This window comes from Pseudomonas entomophila (genome assembly GCF_023277925.1).
Classification (GTDB): Bacteria; Pseudomonadota; Gammaproteobacteria; order Pseudomonadales; family Pseudomonadaceae; genus Aquipseudomonas; species Aquipseudomonas entomophila_D.
This window is the reverse complement of sequence record NZ_CP063832.1, coordinates 2485228-2510608: the sequence shown is the minus strand read 5'-3', so window position 1 is coordinate 2510608 and position 25381 is coordinate 2485228. Positions and strand designations below refer to the sequence as shown.

General features: G+C 63.6%; 21 protein-coding genes. 14 read left to right on the top strand and 7 right to left on the bottom strand.

From position 1 onward, the window contains the following. Positions 1-31: 31 nt before the first annotated feature. From fadA to IM733_RS10865, 5 genes are all read left to right on the top strand, one after another. Positions 32-1207: an acetyl-CoA C-acyltransferase FadA gene (gene fadA / locus IM733_RS10885; RefSeq protein WP_011534824.1), complete on the top strand. Its 1176-nt coding sequence runs from the start codon at positions 32-34 to the stop codon at positions 1205-1207. Positions 1208-1286: 79 nt separating this feature from the next. Continuing rightward, positions 1287-1538 (top strand): DUF1653 domain-containing protein, encoded by a 252-nt coding sequence (locus IM733_RS10880; RefSeq protein ID WP_248920844.1) that lies wholly within the window; start codon positions 1287-1289, stop codon positions 1536-1538. Positions 1539-1638: 100 nt separating this feature from the next. Further along, positions 1639-4248 carry a type I DNA topoisomerase gene (topA, locus tag IM733_RS10875; RefSeq protein ID WP_248920843.1) on the top strand — a complete coding sequence of 870 codons (2610 nt, stop codon included), beginning with the start codon at positions 1639-1641 and terminating at the stop codon, positions 4246-4248. A gap of 200 nt (positions 4249-4448) precedes the next feature. After that, positions 4449-4970 carry a DUF6586 family protein gene (locus IM733_RS10870; RefSeq protein WP_248920842.1) on the top strand — a complete coding sequence of 174 codons (522 nt, stop codon included), beginning with the start codon at positions 4449-4451 and terminating at the stop codon, positions 4968-4970. 51 nt (positions 4971-5021) lie between these two features. After that, positions 5022-5255 (top strand): hypothetical protein, encoded by a 234-nt coding sequence (locus IM733_RS10865; RefSeq protein ID WP_011534820.1) that lies wholly within the window; start codon positions 5022-5024, stop codon positions 5253-5255. Between the two features lie 37 nt (positions 5256-5292). On the opposite strand, the gene sulA is transcribed toward IM733_RS10865, so the two are convergent. Continuing rightward, the gene (sulA, locus tag IM733_RS10860; protein ID WP_248920841.1) at positions 5293-5769 is read right to left on the bottom strand and encodes an SOS-induced cell division inhibitor SulA; all 477 of its coding nucleotides are present in this window, start codon (positions 5767-5769) and stop codon (positions 5293-5295) included. Between the two features lie 13 nt (positions 5770-5782). Beyond that, the gene (lexA, locus tag IM733_RS10855) at positions 5783-6391 is read right to left on the bottom strand and encodes a transcriptional repressor LexA (protein ID WP_240065388.1); all 609 of its coding nucleotides are present in this window, start codon (positions 6389-6391) and stop codon (positions 5783-5785) included. A gap of 198 nt (positions 6392-6589) precedes the next feature. Between lexA and IM733_RS10850 the strand changes: the two genes are divergently transcribed. From IM733_RS10850 to nagZ, 3 genes are read left to right on the top strand one after another with little or no spacing between them, the layout of a single operon-like run. After that, positions 6590-7288: a TetR/AcrR family transcriptional regulator gene (locus tag IM733_RS10850; RefSeq protein ID WP_248920840.1), complete on the top strand. Its 699-nt coding sequence runs from the start codon at positions 6590-6592 to the stop codon at positions 7286-7288. Positions 7289-7327: 39 nt separating this feature from the next. Further along, a complete protein-coding gene (locus IM733_RS10845) occupies positions 7328-7852 on the top strand; it encodes a L,D-transpeptidase (protein WP_248920839.1) in 525 nt (174 codons plus the stop codon). 22 nt (positions 7853-7874) lie between these two features. Then, entirely contained in the window at positions 7875-8873 is a 999-nt protein-coding gene (gene nagZ, locus IM733_RS10840; protein WP_248921157.1) for a beta-N-acetylhexosaminidase, read from the top strand. Between the two features lie 62 nt (positions 8874-8935). Here the strand turns inward: nagZ and IM733_RS10835 are convergent, their stop codons facing one another. From IM733_RS10835 to mfd, 3 genes are read right to left on the bottom strand one after another with little or no spacing between them, the layout of a single operon-like run. Then, on the bottom strand, positions 8936-12262 hold the full coding sequence (locus IM733_RS10835) for a DEAD/DEAH box helicase (RefSeq protein WP_248920838.1): 3327 nt from the start codon (positions 12260-12262) through the stop codon (positions 8936-8938). A gap of 1 nt (position 12263) precedes the next feature. Further along, positions 12264-12824 carry a CsiV family protein gene (locus IM733_RS10830; protein ID WP_248920837.1) on the bottom strand — a complete coding sequence of 187 codons (561 nt, stop codon included), beginning with the start codon at positions 12822-12824 and terminating at the stop codon, positions 12264-12266. Positions 12825-12833: 9 nt separating this feature from the next. Beyond that, a complete protein-coding gene (mfd, locus tag IM733_RS10825; protein ID WP_248920836.1) occupies positions 12834-16283 on the bottom strand; it encodes a transcription-repair coupling factor in 3450 nt (1149 codons plus the stop codon). A gap of 167 nt (positions 16284-16450) precedes the next feature. Between mfd and IM733_RS10820 the strand changes: the two genes are divergently transcribed. The 3 genes from IM733_RS10820 (at position 16451) to sthA (ending at position 20614) form a co-directional block, all read left to right on the top strand. Next, positions 16451-17914 carry a glyceraldehyde-3-phosphate dehydrogenase gene (locus IM733_RS10820; protein WP_213657646.1) on the top strand — a complete coding sequence of 488 codons (1464 nt, stop codon included), beginning with the start codon at positions 16451-16453 and terminating at the stop codon, positions 17912-17914. Between the two features lie 103 nt (positions 17915-18017). After that, positions 18018-19016 carry an FAD:protein FMN transferase gene (locus IM733_RS10815; RefSeq protein WP_248921156.1) on the top strand — a complete coding sequence of 333 codons (999 nt, stop codon included), beginning with the start codon at positions 18018-18020 and terminating at the stop codon, positions 19014-19016. Positions 19017-19219: 203 nt separating this feature from the next. Continuing rightward, positions 19220-20614: a Si-specific NAD(P)(+) transhydrogenase gene (sthA, locus tag IM733_RS10810; RefSeq protein ID WP_248920835.1), complete on the top strand. Its 1395-nt coding sequence runs from the start codon at positions 19220-19222 to the stop codon at positions 20612-20614. 48 nt (positions 20615-20662) lie between these two features. On the opposite strand, the gene IM733_RS10805 is transcribed toward sthA, so the two are convergent. Continuing rightward, positions 20663-21379, bottom strand: coding sequence for a glycerophosphodiester phosphodiesterase (locus IM733_RS10805; protein ID WP_248920834.1), 717 nt, complete (start codon positions 21377-21379; stop codon positions 20663-20665). Between the two features lie 30 nt (positions 21380-21409). Beyond that, positions 21410-21994 (bottom strand): PilZ domain-containing protein, encoded by a 585-nt coding sequence (locus tag IM733_RS10800; protein WP_248920833.1) that lies wholly within the window; start codon positions 21992-21994, stop codon positions 21410-21412. Positions 21995-22087: 93 nt separating this feature from the next. On the opposite strand from IM733_RS10800, the gene IM733_RS10795 reads away from it, so the two are divergent. From IM733_RS10795 to IM733_RS10785, 3 genes are all read left to right on the top strand, one after another. Next, positions 22088-23338: a lipoprotein-releasing ABC transporter permease subunit gene (locus IM733_RS10795; protein ID WP_248920832.1), complete on the top strand. Its 1251-nt coding sequence runs from the start codon at positions 22088-22090 to the stop codon at positions 23336-23338. Between the two features lie 7 nt (positions 23339-23345). After that, a complete protein-coding gene (gene lolD / locus IM733_RS10790; RefSeq protein ID WP_193383909.1) occupies positions 23346-24029 on the top strand; it encodes a lipoprotein-releasing ABC transporter ATP-binding protein LolD in 684 nt (227 codons plus the stop codon). Between the two features lie 63 nt (positions 24030-24092). Beyond that, on the top strand, positions 24093-25337 hold the full coding sequence (locus tag IM733_RS10785; protein ID WP_248920831.1) for a lipoprotein-releasing ABC transporter permease subunit: 1245 nt from the start codon (positions 24093-24095) through the stop codon (positions 25335-25337). Positions 25338-25381 lie beyond the last annotated feature (44 nt).

Genomic DNA, 25381 nt, shown 5'->3' with positions numbered 1-25381 from the left:
GCGCCCAACGAGCTAGAGCGAGATTATTGATATGAGCTTGAATCCAAGAGACGTGGTGATTGTCGACTTTGGTCGCACGCCAATGGGCCGCTCCAAGGGTGGCATGCACCGCAACACCCGTGCCGAAGACATGTCCGCGCACCTCATCAGCAAGCTGCTGGAGCGTAACGACAAGATCGACCCGAAAGAAGTCGAGGACGTGATCTGGGGCTGCGTCAACCAGACCATGGAGCAGGGGTGGAACATCGCCCGCATGGCATCGTTGATGACCCCGATCCCGCACACCTCCGCCGCGCAAACCGTCAGCCGCCTGTGCGGTTCGTCGATGAGCGCGCTGCACACCGCCGCCCAGGCGATCATGACCGGCAACGGCGACGTGTTCGTCATCGGTGGTGTCGAGCACATGGGGCACGTCAGCATGATGCATGGCGTCGACCCCAACCCGCACCTGTCCTTGCACGCTGCCAAGGCCTCCGGGATGATGGGCCTTACTGCCGAGATGCTCGGCAAAATGCATGGTATCACCCGTGAGCAACAGGATCTGTTCGGTGTGCGTTCGCACCAGCTCGCCCACAAGGCGACGGTCGAAGGCAAGTTCAAGGACGAGATCATCCCGATGCAGGGCTATGATGAGAACGGCTTCCTGAAGGTCTTCGACTTCGATGAAACCATTCGCCCGGAAACCACCCTTGAAGGCCTGGCTTCGCTCAAGCCTGCGTTCAACCCGAAAGGCGGCACTGTGACTGCGGGTACTTCCTCGCAGATCACCGACGGTGCCTCGTGCATGATCGTCATGTCCGGCCAGCGCGCCATGGACCTGGGTATCCAGCCCCTGGCGGTCATCCGCTCGATGGCTGTCGCGGGTGTCGACCCGGCGATCATGGGCTACGGCCCGGTGCCATCGACGCAGAAAGCCCTCAAGCGCGCCGGCTTGACCATGGCCGACATCGACTTCATCGAACTCAACGAAGCCTTCGCGGCACAGGCCCTGCCAGTGCTGAAAGATCTGAAAGTGCTCGACAAGATGGATGAGAAGGTTAACCTGCACGGCGGCGCCATCGCCCTGGGCCACCCGTTCGGTTGCTCCGGTGCGCGGATTTCCGGCACCCTGCTCAACGTCATGAAGCAGAATGGCGGTACGCTCGGCGTTGCCACCATGTGCGTCGGCCTGGGCCAAGGCATCACCACTGTCTTCGAACGCGTCTGATCGCGTTGCAAGCCAGCAGCCGGGGCCATGTGCCCCGGTTTTTGTTTTTTACAGGATTTGTTCAAGAGGCATGAGTGACATGCAGATACAACCCGGTGTGTACCGGCACTACAAAGGGCCTGAGTATCGTGTGTTCGGCGCCGCGCGCCACTCCGAAACCGAGCAGTGGGTGGTGTTCTACCAGGCCCTGTACGGTGAGTTCGGGCTCTGGGTGCGACCCCTTTCGATGTTCCTCGAGTCGGTCGAGGTTGACGGCGAGCAGGTGCCACGCTTTGCTTTGGTCAAGGCCGAAGAAGGGTTGTCCGGGCTGTTGGCCAAGGCAGGCGAGTAAGCGTCTGCGCTTGACCTCACTCTTTTGCCACTATATATAGCGGTGCCGCGTCTGGCACCTGACGCGTTTTTCATCTTCAGATTCAGGAATACTCCGATCCATGGGCAAATCGCTGGTCATTGTGGAATCCCCGGCCAAGGCCAAGACCATCAACAAGTACCTGGGTAACCAGTACGTGGTGAAGTCGAGTATCGGCCATATCCGCGACCTCCCCACCAGCGGTTCCGCCAGTGCGAGCAAGGAACCGGCGGCCAAGCGCGGCAAGACCGCGAGTGAGGCGCCGGCCCTGTCGCCCAAGGAGAAGGCCCGACGCCAGCTGGTGGCGCGCATGGGTGTCGACCCGGAGGCTGGCTGGAAAGCCAAGTACGAGATCCTTCCCGGCAAGGAGAAGGTGATCGACGAGCTGCGCCGCCTGGCCAAGGATGCCGACACCATCTATCTCGCAACCGACTTGGATCGCGAGGGGGAAGCCATTGCCTGGCATCTGCGCGAAGCCATCGGCGGTGACGACAGCCGCTACAAGCGCGTGGTGTTCAACGAAATCACCAAGAAGGCCATTCAGGAGGCCTTCTCCCAGCCGGGCGACCTCGATATCGACCGGGTCAATGCCCAGCAGGCGCGTCGTTTCCTCGACCGCGTGGTCGGTTACATGGTTTCGCCGCTGCTGTGGGCCAAGATCGCCCGTGGCCTGTCCGCAGGCCGTGTGCAGTCGGTGGCGGTGAAGCTGGTAGTCGAGCGTGAGCGCGAGATCCGTGCGTTCAACCCGGAAGAATACTGGGAAGTCCACGCCGACCTGGGCACCGCCAAGAATGCCAAGGTGCGTTTCGAGGTGGCGCGTGAGAAGGGTGAAGCCTTCAAGCCGCTCAACGAAGCACAGGCCATGGCGGCACTGGAAAAGCTCAAGGCGTCCAGCTACAGCGTGGTCAAGCGTGAAGACCGTCCGACCAGCAGCAAGCCGTCGGCGCCGTTCATCACTTCGACTTTGCAGCAGGCCGCGAGCAACCGCCTGGGCTTCGGTGTGAAGAAGACCATGATGATGGCTCAGCGTCTCTATGAAGCGGGCTACATCACTTACATGCGTACCGACTCGACCAACCTGTCGACCGACGCAGTGGAAATGGCGCGCAGCTACATCGAGCGCGAGTTCGGCAAGCAGTACCTGCCGGACGCCCCCATGGTGTATGGCAGCAAGGAGGGCGCCCAGGAAGCGCACGAGGCGATCCGCCCTTCCGACGTCAACACCCACCCAACCAAGCTCAGTGGCATGGAGCGCGATGCCGAGCGCCTGTACGAGCTGATCTGGCGCCAGTTCCTGGCCTGCCAGATGCCGCCGGCGCAGTACCTGTCCACCAGCGTCACCGTGGCGGCCGGCGATTTCGAGCTGCGCGCCAAGGGCCGCATTCTGAAATTCGACGGTTACACCCGTGTGCTGCCACAGCAGAGCAAGCCGGGCGAAGATGACGTGCTGCCAGAAATGGCCCAGGGCGAAGCGCTCAAGCTGATCCAGCTCGACCCCAGCCAGCACTTCACCAAGCCGCCGGCACGCTTCACCGAGGCCAGCCTGGTCAAGGAAATGGAAAAGCGCGGCATTGGCCGCCCATCGACCTACGCGGCGATCATTTCCACCATCCAGGACCGCGGCTACGTCACGCTGCACAACCGCCGTTTCTATTCCGAGAAGATGGGTGACATCGTTACCGAGCGTCTTTCCGAGAGCTTCGCCAATCTGATGGACTACGGCTTCACCGCCGGCATGGAAGAAAACCTTGACGACGTGGCTCAGGGCGAGCGTGACTGGAAGAACGTCCTCGATGAGTTCTACGGCGATTTCAGCAAGAAACTGCTGACGGCCGAGTCTGCTGAAAACGGCATGCGTGCCAACCAGCCGACCCTGACCAACATCGCGTGCAAGGAGTGTGGGCGGCCAATGATGATCCGCACCGCATCCACGGGCGTGTTCCTCGGTTGCTCTGGCTACAGCCTGCCACCCAAGGAGCGCTGCAAGGCGACTGTCAACCTGGTGCCGGGCGATGAAATCGCTGCCGACGATGAGGGTGAGTCCGAGTCGCTGGTGCTGCGCGGCAAGCACCGCTGCCCGATCTGCGCGACGGCGATGGATGCCTATCTGCTCGACGAGAAGCGCAAGCTGCACATCTGCGGTAATAACCCGGATTGTGCAGGTTACGAGATCGAAGAGGGCAACTACCGCATCAAGGGCTATGAAGGGCCAAGCCTGGAGTGCGACAAGTGCGGCAGCGAGATGCAGCTCAAGACCGGCCGCTTTGGCAAGTTCTTCGGCTGCACCAACGCAACCTGCAAGAACACCCGCAAGTTGCTCAAGAGCGGCGAGGCGGCGCCACCGAAGATGGACAAGGTGGACATGCCGGAGCTCAAGTGCGAGAAGGTCGACGATACCTACGTACTGCGTGATGGTGCCTCGGGGTTATTCCTGGCTGCCAGTCAGTTCCCGAAAAACCGTGAGACCCGTGCGCCATTGGTGCTGGAGATTGTGCCGCACAAGCACGAGATCGATCCGAAGTATCACTTCCTCTGTGATGCGCCGCAGAAGGACCCTGATGGCCGTCCAGCGGTGATTCGCTACAGCCGCAAGACCAAGGAGCAGTACGTGCAGTCCGAAGTCGACGGCAAGCCGACCGGCTGGAAAGCGTTCTTCGACGGCAAGGCGTGGAAGGTCGAAGACAAGCGCTGATTGTTCATTGCCTATATCGGGGCCGCTTCGCGCCCCATCGCCGGCAAGGCCGGCTCCTGCTGAGGTTGTGCATTACCTGTAGGAGCCGGCCTTGCCGGCGATGAGGCGCGAAGCGGCCCCGATTCGTTTGTACTTGCGGGAATGCCAGGCTTTCCCCGACACTGCGTTATCGCCTTGTTGCCCATGGGAGGTCATCGAAAATGGCCCAGGAACTCTATACCCGCACCAATCAGAAACTGTTCTTCGCAGGCCTTGCACTGGAATCCATGGCCAAGGCTGAGACAAGCGGGGCGATGAATGCTCAGGGCCTGGTCCAGGCCGAGCGTGAAGCGGCATTGTTCCACCTGTACGGCGCCTTGCTGGGGTTGTGCCACGAGATTGCTGGTTTCTACCGGCTGCCCCAAGCGTCGGCCCCGCAGGCCGAGTTGCTGCTCAATGACGAAACATTGCGTAGCGTGGCGATTCCGGAAATGGCCGAGATGCTGGAGTTGGCGCGGCAATCGGAAACCTGGCTGGCACGCTTGCTTGCGGCTTATGCCGAATTGTTCCGACCACCGGTCGCGAAGAAAATGGCCAAGACCGACGTCACCCAACCGCTGATCCAGGCCGTCAATCTCGACGAGGCTGAGCCCTTGGTGCTTGCCCGCGAGGAACTGGAGGCTTGGCGACAGAGCCTGAAAGACCTGGTGAGACGATTCCGCGACGCGCTGAGTGAGTGCTGACAGCATCCATGGCTGGTACAATGCCGGCCTTTCGTGAAAAGCAGGCCCTATATGTCAACGTCCTTCCTAGAAATTGTCGAGTTGCCTGATGGCCGGATCGAGCTGCGCCGTGCCGAGGATGAAGGTTCCTTGGTAACCCTGGATTTCTCCGAGGATGCCAAGGCATTTCTGCAAGGACAGCATGTGGAAGTGGCCAAGGCCATGCTCAGTGTGGGTGTGCAAATGGCTGGCAAGCTGGTCGAGGGTGACTTCGAGCGTGATGAGGGGCCGCGGGTTCTTCACTGACCCAGACAGCAAGCGTTTGACAGGCAAAGCCTGAACATCAGCCGAGGCGGATGTTCAGGCTTTGTGCGTTTCCGGTGGCGGCGGCGTTCAGCAATTGTTGGCGGGCGCTGTTGTTGACATTGCCCAGCCAGCTGACGACCGTGTGGCTGCGGCCTAGGCGTAGCGCTTCGCAGGCGAGCTGCAGGGCGGTCTGATTGCCGCCAGGTTGCAACAGCAGGATGCGTTCACGGTTCAGGCCGGCCTCGCGCAGCCAGGCTTGAGTGAGGCTGCCAGGTGGCGCGATGAGCGTAAGCCAGCGTGTTTCGTCCTCCTCGCTGAGTTCACGCAGGACGGGGGCCAGCAGGCTCTGGCAATGCCCGGGAGCGCCGCGCAGCGCCAGTTCGCTGAACAGCTCGGGTTGATTGCCCTTGCGCGAAGGTTTGCTGGCCTTGAGGCCTGGCAGTACTGGCTGGGCGAGGAAGGCCTCGAACAGCGGCAGTTGGGCTTGCAGGGGAGCTTGGATGAACGGCTGCATGGCGCCTCCTGATTCAGCGGCGTAGTACGCCGACGCTCAAGCCCTCGATCACCAGCTCCTGTTCCTTCAGGTCGACTTCGATGGGGGCAAATTCGGGGTTTTCGGCAATCAGCCAGACCTTGCTGCCTTCGCGCTTGAAGCGCTTGACGGTCACTTCATCGCCGATTCGGGCCACGACCACCTGGCCGTTGCGGGCCTCGCGGGTGGTGTGCACGGCCAGTAGGTCGCCGTCGAAAATACCGATGTCCTTCATGCTCATGCCGTGCACGCGCAGAAGATAATCGGCGCGCGGATGGAAGAAGGCCGGGTTGATGTTGCAGGATTCCTCGATGTGCTGTTCGGCGAGGATCGGCGCGCCAGCAGCGACCCGGCCAATGATGGGGAGGCCGTTGTCCTCGACCTTGGCTTCGAGGCCAGGGATGCGAATGCCGCGCGAGGCGCCGGGAGTCATTTCGATGGCACCTTTGCGTGCCAGGGCCTTGAGGTGCTCCTCGGCGGCGTTGGGCGACTTGAAGCCCAGCTCCTGGGCGATCTCCGCGCGGGTTGGGGGGAAACCGTTGTCTTCGAGGCAGCGTTTGATGAAAGCCAGAATCTCGGCTTGGCGTGGCGTCAGTTTCAGCATGGGCGAGGGCTCTGTCTTTATATACAGTGACTGGGATTATATACAGTGGCTGGCAAGCTGCAAGCACCGTACAAGCAAAGCCTGATGATTCAATGCTTTGTGGCTGTGGTTAAATGGGCGACCGCCCGGTCACCGAGCCTTGACATCGGCAGGCCTGAAACGTATGTTTCAAACAACTGTTTGTCAGGTGGAGTAGTCATGGCCCAGTCGGAAACCGTCGAGCGTATCCTCGATGCGGCGGAGCAGCTGTTCGCAGAGCGCGGGTTCGCGGAAACCTCGTTGCGGCTGATCACCAGCAAGGCTGGGGTCAACCTGGCGGCGGTGAACTATCATTTCGGCTCGAAGAAGGCCCTGATCCAGGCAGTCTTCTCGCGTTTTCTCGGCCCTTTCTGCGCCAGCCTCGAGCGTGAACTGGATCGCCGCCAGGCACAGCAGAAGGCTTCGCTCGAAGAGTTGCTGGAAATGCTGGTCGAACAGGCGCTTGCCGTACAGCCGCGCAGCAACAACGACCTGTCCATCTTCATGCGCCTGCTGGGGCTGGCGTTCAGCCAGAGCCAGGGCCACCTGCGCCGCTACCTGGAGGACATGTACGGCAAGGTGTTCCGCCGCTACATGCTGCTGGTCCACGAAGCCGCCCCGCGCATCCCGCCGCTGGAGCTGTTCTGGCGCGTGCACTTCATGCTGGGGGCCGCGGCATTCAGCATGTCCGGTATCAAGGCCCTGCGCGCCATCGCCGAAACCGATTTCGGTATCAATACGTCGATCGAGCAAGTCATGCGCCTGATGGTGCCGTTCCTGGCTGCCGGCATGCGGGCTGACACGGGGGTCACCGACGAGGCCATGGCCACCGCGCAGCTGCGGCCGCGGAGCAAGAGTAGCGCGCCCGCCAAGGCCTGACACTGGGCGGGGAGGGGCGCTTCGGCTAAGCTAGCGCCCATGCTTGAGCTCGATTTCCTGCACATATCCCTCGCCGACCAGCGGCTTTATGGCTTTGCCCATGGGGCGCTGCATGTGCGTCTGCCGATCTCGTCGGCGCGCAATGGCGCGGGAGAGCTGAACGGTTCCGGTTGCACGCCGCGAGGCCTGCACTGGGTGCGTGCGAAGATAGGCGCTGGCCTGCCGCGGGGTGCGGTCCTTCTTGGGCGGCGCTGGACTGGCGAAGTCTGGTCACCGCCACTGCAGGCGCAGTATCCGGGGCGCGACTGGATCCTCAGCCGCATTCTCTGGCTCAGTGGCTGCGAACCGGGGATCAATCGCCTCGGTGAAGTCGACACCTTCCGCCGCTATATCTACCTGCATGGCGCGCCCGACACTGAACCTATGGGTATCCCGCTGTCCCATGGCTGTGTGCGCCTGCGCAACGCCGACCTGCTTGACCTGTTCGATCGTGTACCGGCCGGTTGCCGTGTGCGGATCGACGAGGCTGCCTGCCCGCACTGGGCCTCCCTGGATCTTCAATGAAGGACACGCTATGACTGTCAGCCTGCAAGGCTCCCTGATGGTGGACATCGCCGGTAAATGGCTGACCGCCGAAGACCGGCATCTGTTGCGCCAGCCCGAAGTGGCCGGCCTGATCATCTTTGCCCGCAACATCGACAGCCCGCGCCAAGTGCGCGAGTTGTGTGCGTCGATCCGCGCCATTCGCCCCGACCTGATCCTCGCTGTCGACCAGGAAGGTGGGCGGGTTCAGCGCTTGCGCCAGGGCTTCGTACGCCTGCCAGCGATGCGCGCGATCGCCGACAACGCCAATGCCGAGTACCTGGCCGAGCAGTGTGGCTGGCTGATGGCGACCGAGGTACTGGCGGTTGGCCTGGACCTGAGCTTTGCCCCGGTGTTGGACTTGGACCACCAGCGCAGCGCAGTGGTTGGCAGTCGCGCCTTCGAAGGCGACCCCGAGTGCGCCACGCAACTGGCGGGTGCATTCATTCGCGGCATGAACGCTGCCGGCATGGCTGCCTGCGGCAAGCATTTCCCGGGACACGGCTGGGCCGAGGCCGACTCCCATGTCGCCATTCCGGTGGATGAGCGCAGCCTCGAGCAACTGCGCGCAGCCGACTTGGTGCCGTTCACGCGCTTGAGCCGCCAACTGGCGGCAGTGATGCCAGCCCATGTCATCTACCCGCAGGTCGACAATCAACCGGCGGGTTTTTCCCGTCGCTGGTTGCAGGAGATCTTGCGCGGCGAACTGGCCTTCGACGGGGTGATCTTCAGTGATGATCTGTCCATGGCTGGCGCCCATGTGGTGGGGGATGCCGCCAGTCGTATCGAGGCAGCGCTGAGCGCCGGTTGTGACATGGGGCTGGTGTGCAATGACCGGGCGGCGGCGGAGTTGGCGCTGAGCGCGGCGCAGCGGATGAAGGTCAAGCCCTCGCCGCGGATCGCGCGGATGCGTGGGCAAGGCTTCGCCCGTACCGACTACCGTCAGCAACCGCGCTGGTCGCAGGCGCTGGGGGCGTTGAAGGATGCGCAGTTGATCGATTGATCTGAGTTGATTCTCTCGGGCTTTTTTCGCGGGTAAACCCGCGAAGAGGCCAGCGTTGACTGCTATCGTCCGCGTTTGCCTGGCAGCGGCGCGAACAGCGCTTCGATCTCCTCGTCCCCCAGCCGCCACTGCCCGGCCTGCCCGCCATCGAGCAGCCCTGCGGCCAATGCCGCCTTCTCCTGCTGCAGCCGTTGGATCTTCTCTTCCACGGTGCCCCGGGTGATCAGCTTGAACACGAACACCGGCTTGTCCTGGCCGATGCGGTAGGCGCGGTCGGTGGCCTGGTTCTCGCTGGCCGGGTTCCACCAGGGGTCATAGTGGATGACGGTGTCGGCGGCGGTCAGGTTCAGGCCGGTGCCACCCGCCTTCAGGCTGATCAGGAATACATCGCTTTCACCGTTCTGGAACTGCTGCACTGGCGCGCGGCGGTCGCGGGTGTCGCCGGTCAGCAGGCTGTAGCGGATGCCGCGCTTCTCCAGTTCGAATTCGATCAGCGCCAGCATCGAGGTGAACTGCGAGAACAGCAACACCTTGCGCCCCTCGCTCAGCAGTTCCTCGAGCATCTCCAGCAGGCTGCCGAGCTTACCTTTGTCGGCGAACGTGCCTTTGGTTTCGGTGCCCTTGACCAGGCGCAGGTCGCAGCACACCTGGCGCAGCTTCATCAGTGCGTCGAGGATGACGATCTGGCTGCGTGCCGCGCCGCTGCGGGCGATCTCATCGCGGACCTTCTTGTCCATTGCCACGCGCACGGCCTCATAGGTGTCGCGTTGGGCGTCGCTAAGTTCGACCCAATGGATCATCTCGGTCTTGGCCGGCAGCTCGGTGGCCACTTGCTCCTTGGTGCGGCGCAGCAGGAACGGGCGGATCCGGCCGGCCAGGTGAGCCATGCGTTCGGTGTCGCCATGGCGCTCGATGGGGGTGCGGTAGTCCTGGGTGAAACGCTTGCTGTCGCCCAGCCAGCCGGGCATCAGGAAGTGGAAGATCGACCACAGCTCGCCCAGGTTGTTCTCCATGGGTGTGCCGGTCAGGCACAGGCGCTGATCGGCCTGCAGTTCGCGCACGGCCTGGGCGGCCTTGCTGGTGCTGCTCTTGATGTTCTGCGCCTCGTCCAGCACCAGCAGGTGCCAGGGTTGCGCCTTGAGATGTTCGAGGTCGCGGGGGGCGAGGGCGTAGGTGGTCAGCACCAGGTCGTACTCGCCCAGCGCGGCGAAATGTTTGGCCCGTCCCGGGCCGTGCAAGGCCAGCACACGCAGGTCGGGGGCGAAACGTCGGGCTTCGTCGAGCCAGTTGGGCACCAGGCTGGTGGGCATCACGGCCAGCGCCGGGTTGGCCAGGCGTCCGGCTTCTTTCTCCAGCAGCAGGTGGGCGAGGGTCTGCAGGGTCTTGCCCAGGCCCATGTCGTCACCGAGGATGCCGCCCGTGCCCATTTCGCGCAGGGCCTGCAGCCAGTTCAGGCCTTGTTGCTGGTAGGGGCGCAGCGTGGCGTCCAGGCCTTTGGGTGGGGCGACCTGCAGGTCGCGGGCGTCACGCAGGCGCCGGCCCAGGTCGCGGACATGGGTGCCGCCTTCCCACTGCAAGGGAAGATGTTCGATCTCGTTCAGGCGCGCGGCGTCGGCGCGCTCCAGGCGCAGGCTCGGGCCAACGGCATCCTCATGCAGGTAGAGTTCGCCAAGGGTGCCCATCACGGCCTTGATCCGGCCATAGGGCAGGGCGACGCGCAGCGCCGGACTGTCATGGCGGGCGCGGTTGAGGTCGATCAGCAGGTGTTCGTCGTCGCTGCGCCGGGCCAACTCGCTGGGGCGAAGCAACTCCGGGCTGCTGCGCAGCAATTGCAGGACGATGGGCAGCAGGCTGTGGCGTTGGCCGTCGACGACGATGCCCAGTTCCAGGTCGAACCATTCATGTCCCGGCGCTTCCTCGATGCTGGCGTACCAGTCATCGATCTCGTGCAGGTTGAAGGCGAAGTCGCGGTGCACGTCGATCTTCCAGCCTGCGTCGCGTAGGCGTGGCAAACCTTCGCGGGCAAAGCGCAGCCAGGCTTCGTCGTCGGGCAGTTGGTGCATCTCGCCGGCGCTGTCGGGGAGTGCCTTGCTCTGACGGGTGGCGGGCTTGAAGCCTGCGTCGCGCAGGACCTTGCGCAGTGCCTGTTCGGCCTGGGGCTGGCGGCGGATGCGCTGGCTGGTGTTGCCCACCAGGCGTGTCAGCGGCTTGTCGTCGCTGCCGCTGGCGAGCAGGCCATCGTAGTCGAACGCCAGGGCGGCGCGGTGCTGCATTTGCCGCTGCATGCGCCCGGTCTTGGGCGTGTAGGCGCTGAACTCGAGGCTGCCAAGGGTCAGTCGCCCGCTGGGGGCGATACCTTCGAGCTGCTCGCTGCTGACGGCGGTGGGGGTGGGGACTTGGCGGTTCAATGCGTTCAATCGATGACTCAAGGGCACAATCAGATGCTCGGGCACCAAGGGCGCGCGCGCGAGCTGGTGGGCAATGAAGGGGTCGAGGTCGTGCAGCAGCTTGCCGAGCTGATGATTGCCTGGGTCCACATAAAACAGCGGGTCGGTGGGTACTACCTGCAGCGGAGCCTGATCTTCACGATACCAAGCGCCTCGGTAACTGCCGTTGTCCAGCCTGACCCAGCGGAACTCAGCGTGCAGAGGTGGCCCGGAAAGCAGGGAAGCTTGCCCTTGTTCGTACAGCAGCTTGCCGCTGGCCAGTGCATAACCCAGCAGCTCCGCGCCCTGCCTGCCCTCCAGCTTCACCACGGGGAGCGCGTTGCGGCTGCAAGTGTCGATCAATCGCAGCAGTCGAGCATCATCCTCCGTGACGTAGCGTGGGGCGTAGTAGATCAGTTCGGGCAATGCTGTCACCCGGCTGAATTTCAAGGTGCCGTCCGCTTGCCGGGTGCCTTTGACGGCTTCCAGCCGGTAATGCTCGTGGTCGCTCAGGATTCGAAAGTAGAGGGCGGGGCCTTTGCGCGCCGGTTCACGGGGGGCGCTGGAAAGGGCTGGCGCCTCGAGTGCCTCGACCCATTGGTCGAGTTCGGGTGGCAAGGATAGCGCAGCCTGTTCCTGGGGCAGTGGCGGTTGCAGATCGTCCGCGTTGTCCAGCAGGTGGAACAGCGCCGCCATGCAGTGTTTGCAATTGATACCGACGGGGCAGCTGCACCTTCCGAAAACGCGCAGGTCGCCGCCGTTGAGTACCAGGCGGATGGTCTGGTGGTAGCGCTGGCCTCCCGAACCCTGGCAGGTCGCCTCGGCGGTGTTGCCGTGCAGCGACAGGGTTCGGGCGCGGCCTTGGGCGGCATAGGCGCGCCCGCGGGTCAGGGCGCCTGAATCGATGACATCGACCCAGTTGGGATGCTCCCTGAGCAACTGCAGTACATCGCCCTCGCTCACTTCACTGCTCCATCATCTCCGGGTCCGGCAGCGGCATCTTGCGCATGCCGGCAGGGGTAACCTTGAGCAGCACGGCCAGGTGCCCGCCATCGAGGAAGGTCAATTGCCCAGCCTTCATGTTGCTGTTGCTCTGCTTGAACTGTTCGCTGCGCAGTCCGCTGCCATTGCCGTCCAGTTCGTTGACCCAAAAGTTGGCGTCGACACTGATGAAGCGATCTTCGGCGATGCTCAGGTTGCCTTCGATGTGGAAGTGGCCGAACTGTTCTTCGCCGGCGCCCAGGGCGATCTTGTCGCCATCCTGCTGCCAGGCCTTGTGCAGTAGTACGGTGTAGCTCGGGGTGGCCTGCAGGCGGGTGATCTCGTCATCCAGCGCTGTCGGGCGCTCAGCGCCTTTCTCCAGGCGGGGAGCGCCAGCGCTCCAGTCTTCCGGGGCGAACGGGCTGGTCACGGCCGGCACGGCGTTCTGCCGCACGAGAATCATTTCAACCTGATAGGGGCCTGCGGCGAAGGCGGTGGGTGCAAGCAGCGCCAGCAACAGGGTCAGGCTACGAATAGCACGCATGAAGCTTCCTTAATTCGTTTGTGGGGTCAGGCGCTCGAACAGCGCTTCCAGTGTGTTGAAACGTTCGTCCGGGCGTTCCATGGGTACGAGGAAGCGAAACTGGGTCGCGCCTTCGAACTTGTAGCGTTTTGGCTGGCCCTGGATCAGCTTGATCAGGGTCAGCGGGTCGACCGGAGTTTCGGCTTCGAACTCGAGCTTGCCGCCGTTGGGGCCTGCATCGACTTTCTTGATGCCGAGTTTTTCCGCCAGCAGCTTGAGCGAGGTCAGGCGCATCAGGTTCTTGGTCGGTTCCGGCAGCAGGCCGAAGCGGTCGATCATCTCCACCTGCAGGTCCTTGAGGCCCTCTTCGTCGGCCGCCGAGGCAATGCGCTTGTACAGGATCAGGCGTGCATGCACGTCGGGCAGGTAGTCCTCGGGGATCAGTGCCGGCAGGCGCAGGTTGATCTCCGGGCCGCCACCGAGTGGTTGCTCGAGGTTGGGCTGGTTGCCCTTGCGGATGGCCTTGACCGCGCGCTCGAGCATTTCCATGTACAGGGTGAAACCCACTGCCTGGATCTGCCCGCTCTGGCCTTCGCCGAGCAGTTCGCCGGCGCCGCGGATTTCCAGGTCGTTGGTGGCAAGGACAAAGCCTGCGCCCAGGTCCTGGGTGTTGGCGATGGCCTCCAGACGCTTTTCGGCGTCCGCGCTGATCTGCTGACGCGGCGGCGTCAGCAGATAGGCGTAGGCCTGGTGGTGGCTGCGCCCGACCCGGCCGCGCAACTGGTGCAATTGCGCCAGGCCGAACTTGTCGGCGCGCTCGATGACGATGGTGTTGGCGCTGGGCACGTCGATGCCGGTCTCGATGATGGTCGAGGCGATCAGCACGTTGAAGCGCTTGTGATAGAAATCGCTCATCACCTGTTCGAGCTCGCGTTCGCGCATCTGCCCGTGGCCAATACCGATGCGGGCTTCGGGCACCAGTTCGGCAAGCTCCGCGGCGCATTTCTCGATGGTCTTGACGTCGTTGTGCAGGTAGTACACCTGGCCGCCACGCAACAGCTCGCGCAGCAGCGCTTCCTTGACCGTGCTCTTGTTCTGCTCCATGACGAAGGTGCGCACCGACAGGCGCCGCGCCGGGGGGGTGGCGATGATCGACAGGTCGCGCATGCCCGACACCGCCATGTTGAGGGTGCGGGGTATGGGTGTCGCGGTCAGGGTGAGGATGTCCACCTCGCTGCGCAGGGCCTTGAGCTGTTCCTTCTGGCGCACCCCGAAGCGGTGTTCTTCGTCGATGATGGCCAGGCCCAGGTCCTTGAAGCGCACATCATCCTGCAGCAGCTTGTGGGTGCCGATGAGGATGTCGATCTTGCCTTCGGCCAGCTCCGCCGCTGCGGTGGCGACTTCCTTGGTCGACTTGAAGCGGCTCATCACTTCGACAGTCACCGGCCAATCGGCGAAGCGGTCGCGGAAGCTGTTGTAGTGCTGCTGGGCGAGCAGTGTGGTGGGTACCAGCACCGCTACCTGGCGACCACTGTGCACGGCGATGAAGGCGGCGCGCATGGCCACTTCGGTCTTGCCGAAGCCGACATCGCCGCAGACCAGGCGGTCCATGGGCTGGCCGGCGAGCATGTCGGCCCGCACTGCTTCGATGGCCGCCTGTTGGTCGGGGGTCTCTTCGAAGGGGAAACCGGCGCTGAAGGTTGCGTAGTCGGCGGCCGGGTCGGCGAAGGCATAGCCTTTGCGCGCAGCGCGGCGGGCGTAGATGTCGAGCAGTTCGGCGGCGACATCGCGCACTTGCTCGGCGGCCTTGCGCTTGGCTTTCTGCCAGGCTTCGGAACCCAGTCGGTGCAGTGGCGCCAGGGCATCGTCGCTGCCCGTGTAGCGGGCGATCAGGTGCAGGTTGGCCACGGGCACATAGAGCTTGGCGCCCTCGGCGTATTCGAGGGTGAGGAATTCGGCGGCCTGGCCATCGATCTCCAGTGTCGCCAGGCCCAGATAGCGACCCACGCCGTGGTCGATATGCACCACCGGCGCACCTTCGCGCAGCTCGGTGAGGTTCTTGATCACCGCGTCGTTGGCTGCCTCGCCGCGTTTTTCGCGGCGCCGGCGCTGCATCACGCGTTGGCCGAACAGCGGGCTTTCGGCGACCAGGGCGATAGCCGGATCGTCCAGTAGCAGGCCATCGTCGAGTGGGGCGATGGTAATCGCCAGGCGCTCGCTGCCGGTGACGAAGTCGGCCCAGCCATCGACAGTCTGCGGGCGCAACTTCAGGCGTTCGAGCAGCTCCAGCAGCACTTCGCGCCGGCCTGCCGATTCGGCCGTGAACAGCACGCGGCCGGGGAACTGGTCGAGGAAGTGCGCAAGCTCCGCCAGCGGCTGGTTGGCCTTGGCCTCGATGGCCAGGTTGGGCAGGGCGCGGGCCGGGAAGCGCTCGCGGCCAACGCCAGGGTCGATTTCTTCGCTGCTGACCACCACCCGTGGCCATTGCTTCAGGCGGGCGAAACAGTCCTCGACCGGGAGGAACAGTTCGGCGGGCGGCAGCAGCGGGCGGGTCAGGTCGCCGCGGCGCTCTTCGTAGCGTCCGCGCACGTCGTTCCAGAAGTGTTCGGCGGCCTGTTCGACGCCGGGCAGCGAGAACACCTGGGTGTCCGCCGGCAGGTAGTCGAACAGTGTGGCGGTTTCTTCGAAGAACAATGGCAGGTAGTACTCGATCCCTGCCGGGATGATGCCGCTGGTCAAGTCCTGGAAGATGGCGCTGCGGCGGAAATCGACATCGAAACGCTCGCGGAAGCGGGCCTTGAAGCGGGTCACCTCGTCCTTTTGCATGGGGAATTCGCGCGCCGGCAGCAGGCGCACTGAGTCGACCTTGTCGATCGAGCGCTGCGTTTCCGGGTCGAAGGTGCGCAGCGTCTCGATCTCGTCGTCGAACAGGTCGATGCGGTACGGCTGCTTGCTGCCCATGGGGTACAGGTCGATCAATGCGCCACGCACGGCGAATTCACCATGCTCGTAGACAGTATCGACACAGCGGTAGCCGCTGGCTTCCAGGCGCGTGCGCATCTGCTCGACATCGATTTTCTGCCCCACATCCAGCACCAGGCTGCCACCCAGCAGGAAGCGCGTGGGGGCGAGGCGGTGCAGGGCTGTGGTGACCGGCACTACGAGAATGCCGTGGTCGAGTTCCGGCAGCCGATAGAGGCTGGCGATGCGCTGGGAGATGATGTCCTGGTGCGGCGAGAATAGGTCGTAGGGCAGGGTTTCCCAGTCGGGGAAGGGCAGTACCGGCAGTTCCGGGGCAAAGAAGCGCAGCTCCTGTTCCAGGCGGTCGGCGGTCTGGCTGTCGGCGGTCAGCAGTAGGGTGAAGCGACCGGCGGTGCTGGCGGCCTCGGCGATGGCCAGGCTCAAGGCGGCACCGGGCAGGTTGCCCCAGGTTTGTTTGCCGGCCGTGGCCGACATGTGCGGAAGGCGCAGAACTGACACGGGAGATCGGACTCCAAGCGTTGCGGCAAAGAGGTCGATTGTACCGGTGAGCGGGCTCGCTGTCAGGCTCGAAAGGGCATGACGACGGGTGTTGCGGCCGACGACAGGCGCTCATTGCCCGATACGCCGAGGGGCGTCATAATGTAGCCCCTTTTTTGTTCCCCTACATGTGGAAGGTTACCGTGACTCAGAAGCCCGACCAGTGTCTTGGTGAGTGGATCGACCGTGAAGCCCTGGCTGAAGCGATGATCCCGCTTATCGGTCAGCTCTACCGCAACAACAACGTGGTGAGCTCGATCTATGGCCGCAGCCTGATCAACCGTTCGGTTATCTCGATTCTCAAAGCCCACCGCTTTGCCCGTCACCGCCAGGCCGACGAGACCGAGCTGTCCGTCCACGAGACGTTCCCCCTGCTCAAGGCCATGAGCGAGCTTAAGCTGGGCGCCGCTTCGGTCGACCTGGGCAAGCTGGCCAACAAGTTCAAGGCCGAAGGCAATGGCCGCAGCGCCGAGCAGTTCGTCCGTGACGAACTGGCCGACGTGGTGGGTCAGCAGAACGCTTCCGCACGCAAGGGCACCGACGTCGTCCTGTACGGTTTTGGCCGCATCGGCCGCCTGCTGGCGCGCATCCTGATCGAGAAGACCGGTGGCGGCGACGGCCTGCGCCTGCGCGCCATCGTCGTGCGCAAGGGCGCCGAGAACGACCTGACCAAGCGCGCCAGCCTGCTGCGCCGCGACTCGGTACACGGTCCGTTCGACGGCACCATCGTCATCGACGAGGCGAACAACACCATCACCGCCAACGGCAACCTGATCCAGGTGATCTACGCCAAGAGCCCGAGCGAAGTCGACTACACCCAGTACGGCATCAACGACGCCCTGATTGTCGACAACACCGGTGTATGGCGTGACGCCGACGGCCTCGGCCAGCACCTGGCCTGCCCGGGCGCCGCCCGCGTGATCCTGACCGCGCCTGGCAAGGGCGCGCTGAAGAACATCGTGCATGGCATCAACCACGGTGACATCACGGCCGACGACAAGATCGTCTCGGCCGCCTCCTGCACCACCAATGCCATCGTGCCGGTGCTCAAGGCTGTCAACGACAAGTACGGCATCATCAACGGCCACGTCGAAACCGTTCACTCGTTCACCAACGACCAGAACCTGATCGACAACTTCCACAAAGGCAGCCGTCGTGGCCGCGCCGCGCCGTTGAACATGGTCATCACCGAGACTGGTGCTGCCACCGCCGCCGCCAAGGCACTGCCTGTGCTCAAGGGCAAGTTGACTGGCAACGCGATCCGCGTACCGACACCGAACGTGTCGATGGCCATCCTCAACCTGAACCTGGAAAAGGCCACCAACCGCGACGAAATCAACGAGTACCTGCGCCAGACCGCCATGCACTCGGAACTGCACAAGCAGATCGACTATGTCAGCTCCCAGGAAGTGGTTTCGACCGACTTCGTCGGTTCGCGCCACGCCGGTGTGGTCGACGCCGAAGCGACCATCTGCAACGACAACCGTGTCGTCCTGTACGTCTGGTACGACAACGAATTCGGTTACAGCTGCCAGGTCGTTCGCGTGATGGAAGAAATGGCCGGTGTGAACCCGCCGGCGTTTCCACGCTGATGCGCTTGTAATGTGTTGAAGAAACGGGAACCTTCGGGTTCCCGTTTTTTTTGCGCCCAGCTTCGCTGCTATCGCTGTGGGCCGGTTAACCGAGAAATGCATGTTGCGCACCGTTCTTCTGTTTTGCCTGTCGTTGCTTGCTGCCTGCGAGCCAAGCCCCACCCTCGAGCGCTTCGGCGGCCCGACCATGGGCAGCAGCTACAGCATCCAGTATGTCCGCCAACCCGGCGGCCCCGCACCCGAGCAGGTGCAAGCCGCGGTCGAGGGCATCCTCCGGGCCATCGACGCGCATTACTCCACCTACCGCGGCGACTCCACCGTCAGCCACTTCAATCTGCTGCCGGCCAACCAGTGTCTGCCCATCGACAGCGACCTGCGTGAACTGGTCGCCTTCGGCCAGTTGCTCGCCGAGCAGAGCCAGGGGGCGTATGACCTTACCGTCGAGCCGCTGCTCGACCTCTGGGGCTTCGGGCCGCAGTCGCGGGAGCTTCAGGTGCCGGAACCCCAGGCGCTGGCCCGCGCCCGGCAGCGGGTGGGCTACCAGCACGTGCGCATCGAGGCCGATACGCTGTGCAAGGATGCGCCGGTCGAGCTGGACTTCAACAGCATTGCCGCCGGCCATGCTGTCGATCTGATCGCCGAACGCCTGTGGGCAATGGGCATCGACAGTTTCCTCGCCGAAGCCACCGGCGAGCTCAAGGCGGTGGGCCGCAAGCCGGACGGCAGCCCCTGGCGGGTGGCGCTGGAGCTGCCGCGCGAGGACCGCCAGATCGCTCGCCAGGTCATTCCGGTACAGGGGCTGGCGGTATCGACCTCGGGTGACTATCGCCACTATTTCGAGGACAATGGCCGGCGCTATTCGCACACCTTCGATGCTCGCCTGGGGCGCCCGGTCGAGCATGACCTGGCGGCGGTGACGGTGCTCGATGCCTCGGCGTTGCAGGCTGACGGCTACTCGACACTGCTGCTGATCCTCGGGCCCGAGCGTGGCTGGGATTTTGCCATCGCCCATGGTCTTGCCGCCGTGTTGGTGACCCGGGCCGAAGGTGGCTTCGTCTCCCGTTCCACGCCTGCGTTCGACAGGGCGTTGAAAGGCGAGTGAAAGGCAAGGCACGGATGATCGCCACCACGGACCTGGTGAAACCACATGTAGTGCAGGCAACAGTGGCCTACGACGCGACCAAGGGTTAATGTGCGCGGCGTTCACGCTTGATTAGACTGCACCCGAATTTTCTCATGGCGCCCCGGCGACATGATCGCGCCCCGCGGCCATCCGGCCGGCGGGCCAGTTCTGAAGGAGTACGCATGGCTGTCTACAACTACGACGTAGTGGTGCTGGGTTCCGGCCCGGCCGGAGAAGGCGCGGCAATGAACGCCGCCAAAGCAGGGCGCAAGGTGGCCATGGTCGACAGCCGTCGCCAGGTCGGCGGCAACTGCACCCACTTGGGCACCATCCCGTCCAAGGCACTGCGTCACTCGGTGCGGCAGATCATGCAGTTCAACACCAACCCGATGTTCCGCGCCATCGGTGAGCCGCGCTGGTTCTCCTTCCCCGATGTGCTCAAGAGCGCCGAGAAGGTCATCAGCAAGCAGGTCGCCTCGCGCACCGGCTACTACGCGCGCAACCGGGTCGACGTGTTCTTCGGCACCGGCAGCTTCGCCGACGAGCAGACCGTCGAAGTGGTCTGCCCCAACGGCGTGGTCGAGAAGCTGGTGGCCAAGCACATCATCATCGCCACCGGTTCGCGCCCGTACCGCCCGGCCGACATCGATTTCCACCACCCGCGCGTCTACGACAGCGACACCATCCTCAGCCTCAGCCATACCCCGCGCAAGCTGATCGTCTACGGTGCTGGTGTGATCGGTTGCGAATATGCTTCGATCTTCAGCGGCCTGGGTGTACTGGTGGAGCTGGTCGACAACCGTGCCCAGCTGCTGAGCTTCCTGGATTCGGAAATCTCCCAGGCGCTGAGCTACCACTTCAGCAACAACAACATCACCGTGCGCCACAACGAGGAGTACGAGCGGGTCGAAGGGCTGGACAATGGTGTGGTGCTGCACCTGAAGTCGGGCAAGAAGATCAAGGCCGACGCCCTGCTGTGGTGCAATGGTCGTACCGGCAACACCGACAAGCTGGGCCTGGAGAACATTGGCATCAAGGTCAACAGCCGTGGCCAGATCGATGTCGACGAGAACTACCGCACCAGCGTGCCGAATATCTACGGTGCCGGTGACGTGATCGGCTGGCCGAGCCTGGCCAGCGCAGCCCACGACCAGGGTCGCTCGGCGGCCGGCAGCATCGTCGACAACGGCAGCTGGCGCTTCGTCGATGACGTGCCCACCGGCATCTACACAATTCCGGAGATCAGCTCGATCGGCAAGAACGAGCAGGAACTCACCCAGGCCAAGGTGCCGTACGAAGTGGGCAAGGCCTTCTTCAAGAGCATGGCGCGCGCGCAGATCGCCGGCGAACCGCAGGGTATGCTGAAGATCCTGTTCCACCGCGAAACCCTGGAGATCCTGGGTGTGCACTGCTTCGGCTACCAGGCCTCGGAGATCGTCCACATCGGCCAGGCGATCATGAACCAGCCGGGTGAGCAGAACAACCTGAAGTACTTCGTCAACACCACGTTCAACTACCCGACCATGGCCGAAGCCTACCGGGTAGCTGCCTACGACGGTCTGAACCGGCTTTTTTGAGCGGCTCCGACCGGTGGCCTGAGCCGGTCGGAGAGACCGATTTCAGCCCTACCCGAGGGTGGTCTTGGCCAAACCGGGAAAGTCTGTAATCAGGCTGTCAACGCCAAAGTCGGCGAGCCGGCGCATCAGTGCCGGCTCGTTGACCGTCCAGACCGACACGTGCAGCCCCTGTCGCTGCGCCTTGATCAGGCGCTCGGGGGTGCACAGCGTCCAGTTCAGCGCCAGCATCTGGCACTCATAGTTCTGCGCCACTTTCAGCGGGTCCAGCCAGGCATACTCGGCAACCAGGCCACGGGCGACATCCGGTACCAGCTCCAGAGCGGCCCCCAGTACTTCCCGTGAGCTGGAGGTGATGGTGACCTTGTCCAGCAAGCCATACTGCTGGGCCAGTTCGCGGATCGCCAGCACGGTGCTGGCGGCGCGGGTGCGCGAGGCGCTCTTGACTTCCAGCTGCCAGTGCTCGAAGGCGCATTTCTGGAACAGTTCCTCAAGACGTGGGATAGGGCAGGGTTGTACATACCCCGGGCCGCCCTTGCGTGCATCGTAGCTGACCAGTTCGTTTGCGGTGCGCTCGGCCACCTTGCCGCGGCGGCCCGTGGTGCGCTTGAGGGTTGGGTCGTGAATCACCATCAGCTCATTGTCGGCCGACAGGTGCAGGTCGAGTTCGCAGCGGTTCACGCCGTGCGACAGGCACTGGCGGAAGCTGTTCAGGGTGTTCTCGGGCGCTTCGCCCTTGGCGCCGCGGTGGCCGTAGATAAGGGTCACGTTCGTTCCTTCAAATCAGAGAGTTGGGGCTCAGGAGGCGGGGTCGTTCTGTTCCAGTGCCTGGCGCCGCTGCTGTTGCTGGCGCTGCAGGATATAGCGGGCCAGCAGTTGGCGCTGGGCGTCGGTCATGTCGATGAACTCGGTGCCGACCTCGTAGTCGCCGTCGGGGCGCGGGTCGCAGTGGGTGATCCGGCCGCGCAGCAGCAAGCCGTGCGCGCGAGGCATCAGCACCATCTTCACTTTCACCCGGGTGCCCGGGGCGATCCTCTGCGCCTGAGCAAACTCGATGCCGCCCTCGGAGATGATCACCGATTGTGGTTGGCCGATCTCGCCAATCAATGTTTGCGCGACCACGGCGCTGAGCAGGTCGAGGCGTTTGTTCTGGGCGCGCAGGAAAGCCGCCAGGGTGCGGTCCTTTTCGCTCAACTGACGTAGCAGGTGCTGCGACTCGAAGTCGGAGAGGTGCAGTTCGCTGAGCAGGTTGAACAGCGGCGAATCATCTTGCAACAGTTCTGTTTCAAGGGCTTCGGCCGCGCTGAGGGGGCTGATTTGAAGTGCGATCCGATCTTCGATGCGGTAGTATTCGCGGCGATCTTCTTCGTCTAATGTCGTCATGGCGAACCCAAGGTTACGGCGGTTGTCCGAGTGTAAAGCCGCCGTAGGCGCCTCGCCACAAGGACGTTCCCTTTCATCCGAACAAGCCCCGACATGTTCAGACCTCTTTTCGTATTCATTGGTACGCGCTACACCCGTGCCAAGCGTCGCAATCACTTCGTCTCGTTCATTTCGCTGACCTCGATGATCGGCCTCGCCTTGGGCGTGGTGGTGATGATCGTGGTGCTCTCGGTGATGAACGGATTCGACCACGAGATGCGTACCCGTGTGCTGGGGATGATCCCTCATGCCACCCTGGAAACCGGCCAGCCCATTGATGACTGGCAGGCCCTTGCCTCTAAAGTAAAGCAGAATCCGCAGGTGCTGGCGGTCGCGCCGTTCACCCAGATGCAGGGTTTGCTGACGCACGAGGGCAAGGTGCAGAAGGTGCTGCTCAACGGCGTCGACCCGGCCCGCGAGCGCGAGGTGTCGATCATCGACAGGTTCGTGCTCGACGGCAGCCTCGACAAACTGGCGCCGGGCGAGTGGGGCATCATGATCGGCGACAAGGCCGCGCAGAAGCTGGGCGTGGGTATCGGCGACAAGCTGACCTTCGTCGCCCCCGAGGTGAGCGTCACCCCAGCCGGCATGTTCCCACGCATGAAGCGCTTCACCGTGGTCGGTACCTTCCACGTCGGCGCCGGCGAGATCGACGGCTATCTCGGCTTGACCAACTTGTCCGACCTGTCGCGCCTGCACCGCTGGAAAGCGGATCAGGTCCAGGGCCTGCGCCTGAAGTTCGACGACCTGTTCCAGGCGCCGCGCGCGGCCTGGGATATCGCCCAGCAGCTAGGCGAGCAACAGTTTTACCCACGTGACTGGACCCGCACCCACGGCAACCTGTACCAGGCGATTCGCATGGAGAAATCCATGATCGGCCTGCTGTTGCTGCTGATCGTGGCGGTGGCGGCGTTCAACATCATTTCCACCCTGGTGATGGTGGTCAACGACAAGCGTGGCGACATCGCCATCCTCCGCACCCTGGGCGCGACCCCCGCGCAGATCATGGCCATCTTCATGGTCCAGGGCACGGTGATCGGTGTGGTCGGCACCCTTATCGGCGCCGTGCTGGGCATTTTCGGCGCGCTCAACGTGAGCGCAGCGATCGCCGGCATCGAGACGCTGATCGGGCACAAGTTCCTCAACGCCGATGTGTATTTCATCGATTACCTGCCGTCGCAGCTCCAAGCCCAGGACGTGTGGATGGTCTGCGGTGCGGCGCTGGTCCTGAGTTTCTTCGCCACCCTGTACCCGGCCTGGCGCGCTTCGCGCACCCAGCCTGCAGAGGCGCTACGTTATGAGTGAGTCGCGCATGAGTGATAAAGCCGTGTTGAGTTGCCGCAACCTGGGCAAGAGCTACGAAGAGGGCCCAGAGTCGGTGCAGGTGCTGTCCGGGTTGAACCTGGAGCTGCAGCCGGGCGAGCGGGTGGCCATCGTCGGCAGCTCCGGTTCGGGCAAGAGTACCTTGCTCAACCTGCTGGGGGGCCTGGACACGCCAACCCAAGGCAGCGTCTGGCTGGCCGGCGAAGAGTTGTCGGCGCTGGGCGAGCGGGCGCGTGGGCTGCTGCGTAACCGCGCGCTGGGCTTCGTCTACCAGTTCCACCACCTGCTGCCGGAGTTCACCGCCCTGGAGAACGCCTGCATGCCCCTGCTGATCGGCAAGACCCCCATCCCGGAGGCCCGCGAGCGCGCCGAGGCGCTGCTCAAGCGGGTTGGCCTGGGCCATCGGCTGAATCACAAGCCGGCCGAGCTGTCCGGTGGTGAGCGCCAGCGCGTGGCGATCGCCCGCGCCCTGGTCAACCGGCCGGGCCTGGTGATGCTCGACGAGCCAACCGGCAACCTCGACCACCACACCGCCCAGGGCATCCAGGAACTGATGCAGGAGCTGTCCAGCCACTCGCAGACCGCGTTCCTGGTGGTCACCCACGACCTCAACCTGGCGCGTCAGATGGACCGTGTGCTGCGCCTGGAAGACGGGCACCTGGTGGCGATCTGAGTCGCTTGCGCGGGGCGCCATGAAGCGCGCCCCGGTTCACTTTCTTCTTAGGTGTTGCCGTTCATGTTCAGACCCTTGCCCTTGTTCATCGGTGCTCGTTACACCCGTGCCAAGCGCCGCAACCATTTCATCTCGTTCATCTCGATGACCTCGATGATCGGCCTGTCGCTCGGCGTGCTGGCGATGATCGTGGTGCTGTCGGTAATGAACGGCTTCCAGCGCGAGATGAGCTCACGCGTGCTGGGCCTGGTGCCCCACGCCAGCATCCTCGGCGTGCAGCCGCTGGACGACTGGCGCAAGGTGGCCAGCACCGCCGAGGGCAACCCAGCGGTGCTGGCCGCCGCGCCGCTTACCGAACTGGAAGGCATGCTGTCGTACAAGGGTGCCATGCAGCCGATTCAGGTGGCGGGTATCGACCCGGCGGAAGAGGGCAAGGTCTCGATCGTCACCCAGCATATCGTCCAAGGTAGCTTGCAGGACCTGGTGCCTGGCGAGTACGGCGTGGTCGTCGGTGAGCTGACGGCCCGGCGTTTCCGCCTGAACACCGGCGACAAGCTGACCCTGATCGTCCCCGAGATCAGCAAGGAACCAGGCGGTATCACCCCACGCATGCAACGTTTGACGGTGGTCGGCATCTTCAAGGTCGGTGCCGAGCTGGATGGCTCCCAGGCCTACATCCATGTTGCCGATGCCGGTGAGATGCAGCGTTGGGCACCGGGCCAGGTTCAAGGCGTGCGTCTGAAGCTGCAAGATCTGTATGCCGCGCCCCAAGTGTCGAAAGCTATCGCCGCTGGCCTGGGTGAGGGTTACCGCGCCGATGATTGGTCGCACACCCAGGGCAGCCTGTTCAGCGCGATGAAGATGGAAAAGACCATGATCGGCCTGCTGTTGATGATGATCATCGCGGTGGCGGCGTTCAACATCATCGCCACCCTGGTGATGGTGGTGAACGACAAGGGCGCGGACATCGCCATCCTGCGCACCATTGGTGCCACGCCGGCGCAGATCATGGGCACGTTCATGGTCCAGGGCAGCCTGATCGGTATCGTCGGCACGCTGATCGGTGGCGTATTGGGGGTGGTCGCGGCGTTCAACGTCAGCGCCATCGTCGGCTGGATCGAGCGGGTCAGTGGCCAGCACATCTTCACATCCGACATCTACTTCATCAGCAGCCTGCCGTCCGAGTTGCAGTGGGGCGACGTGGCGATCATCTGCGTGGCGGGTTTGGTGATGAGCTTCCTGGCGACCATCTACCCAGCCTATCGGGCCTCGCAGATAGAACCGGCAATGGCTCTGCGCTACGAGTAATGCGGTATCTGCTGGCAAAGTCGTTCCTGTAGGGGCCGACTTTG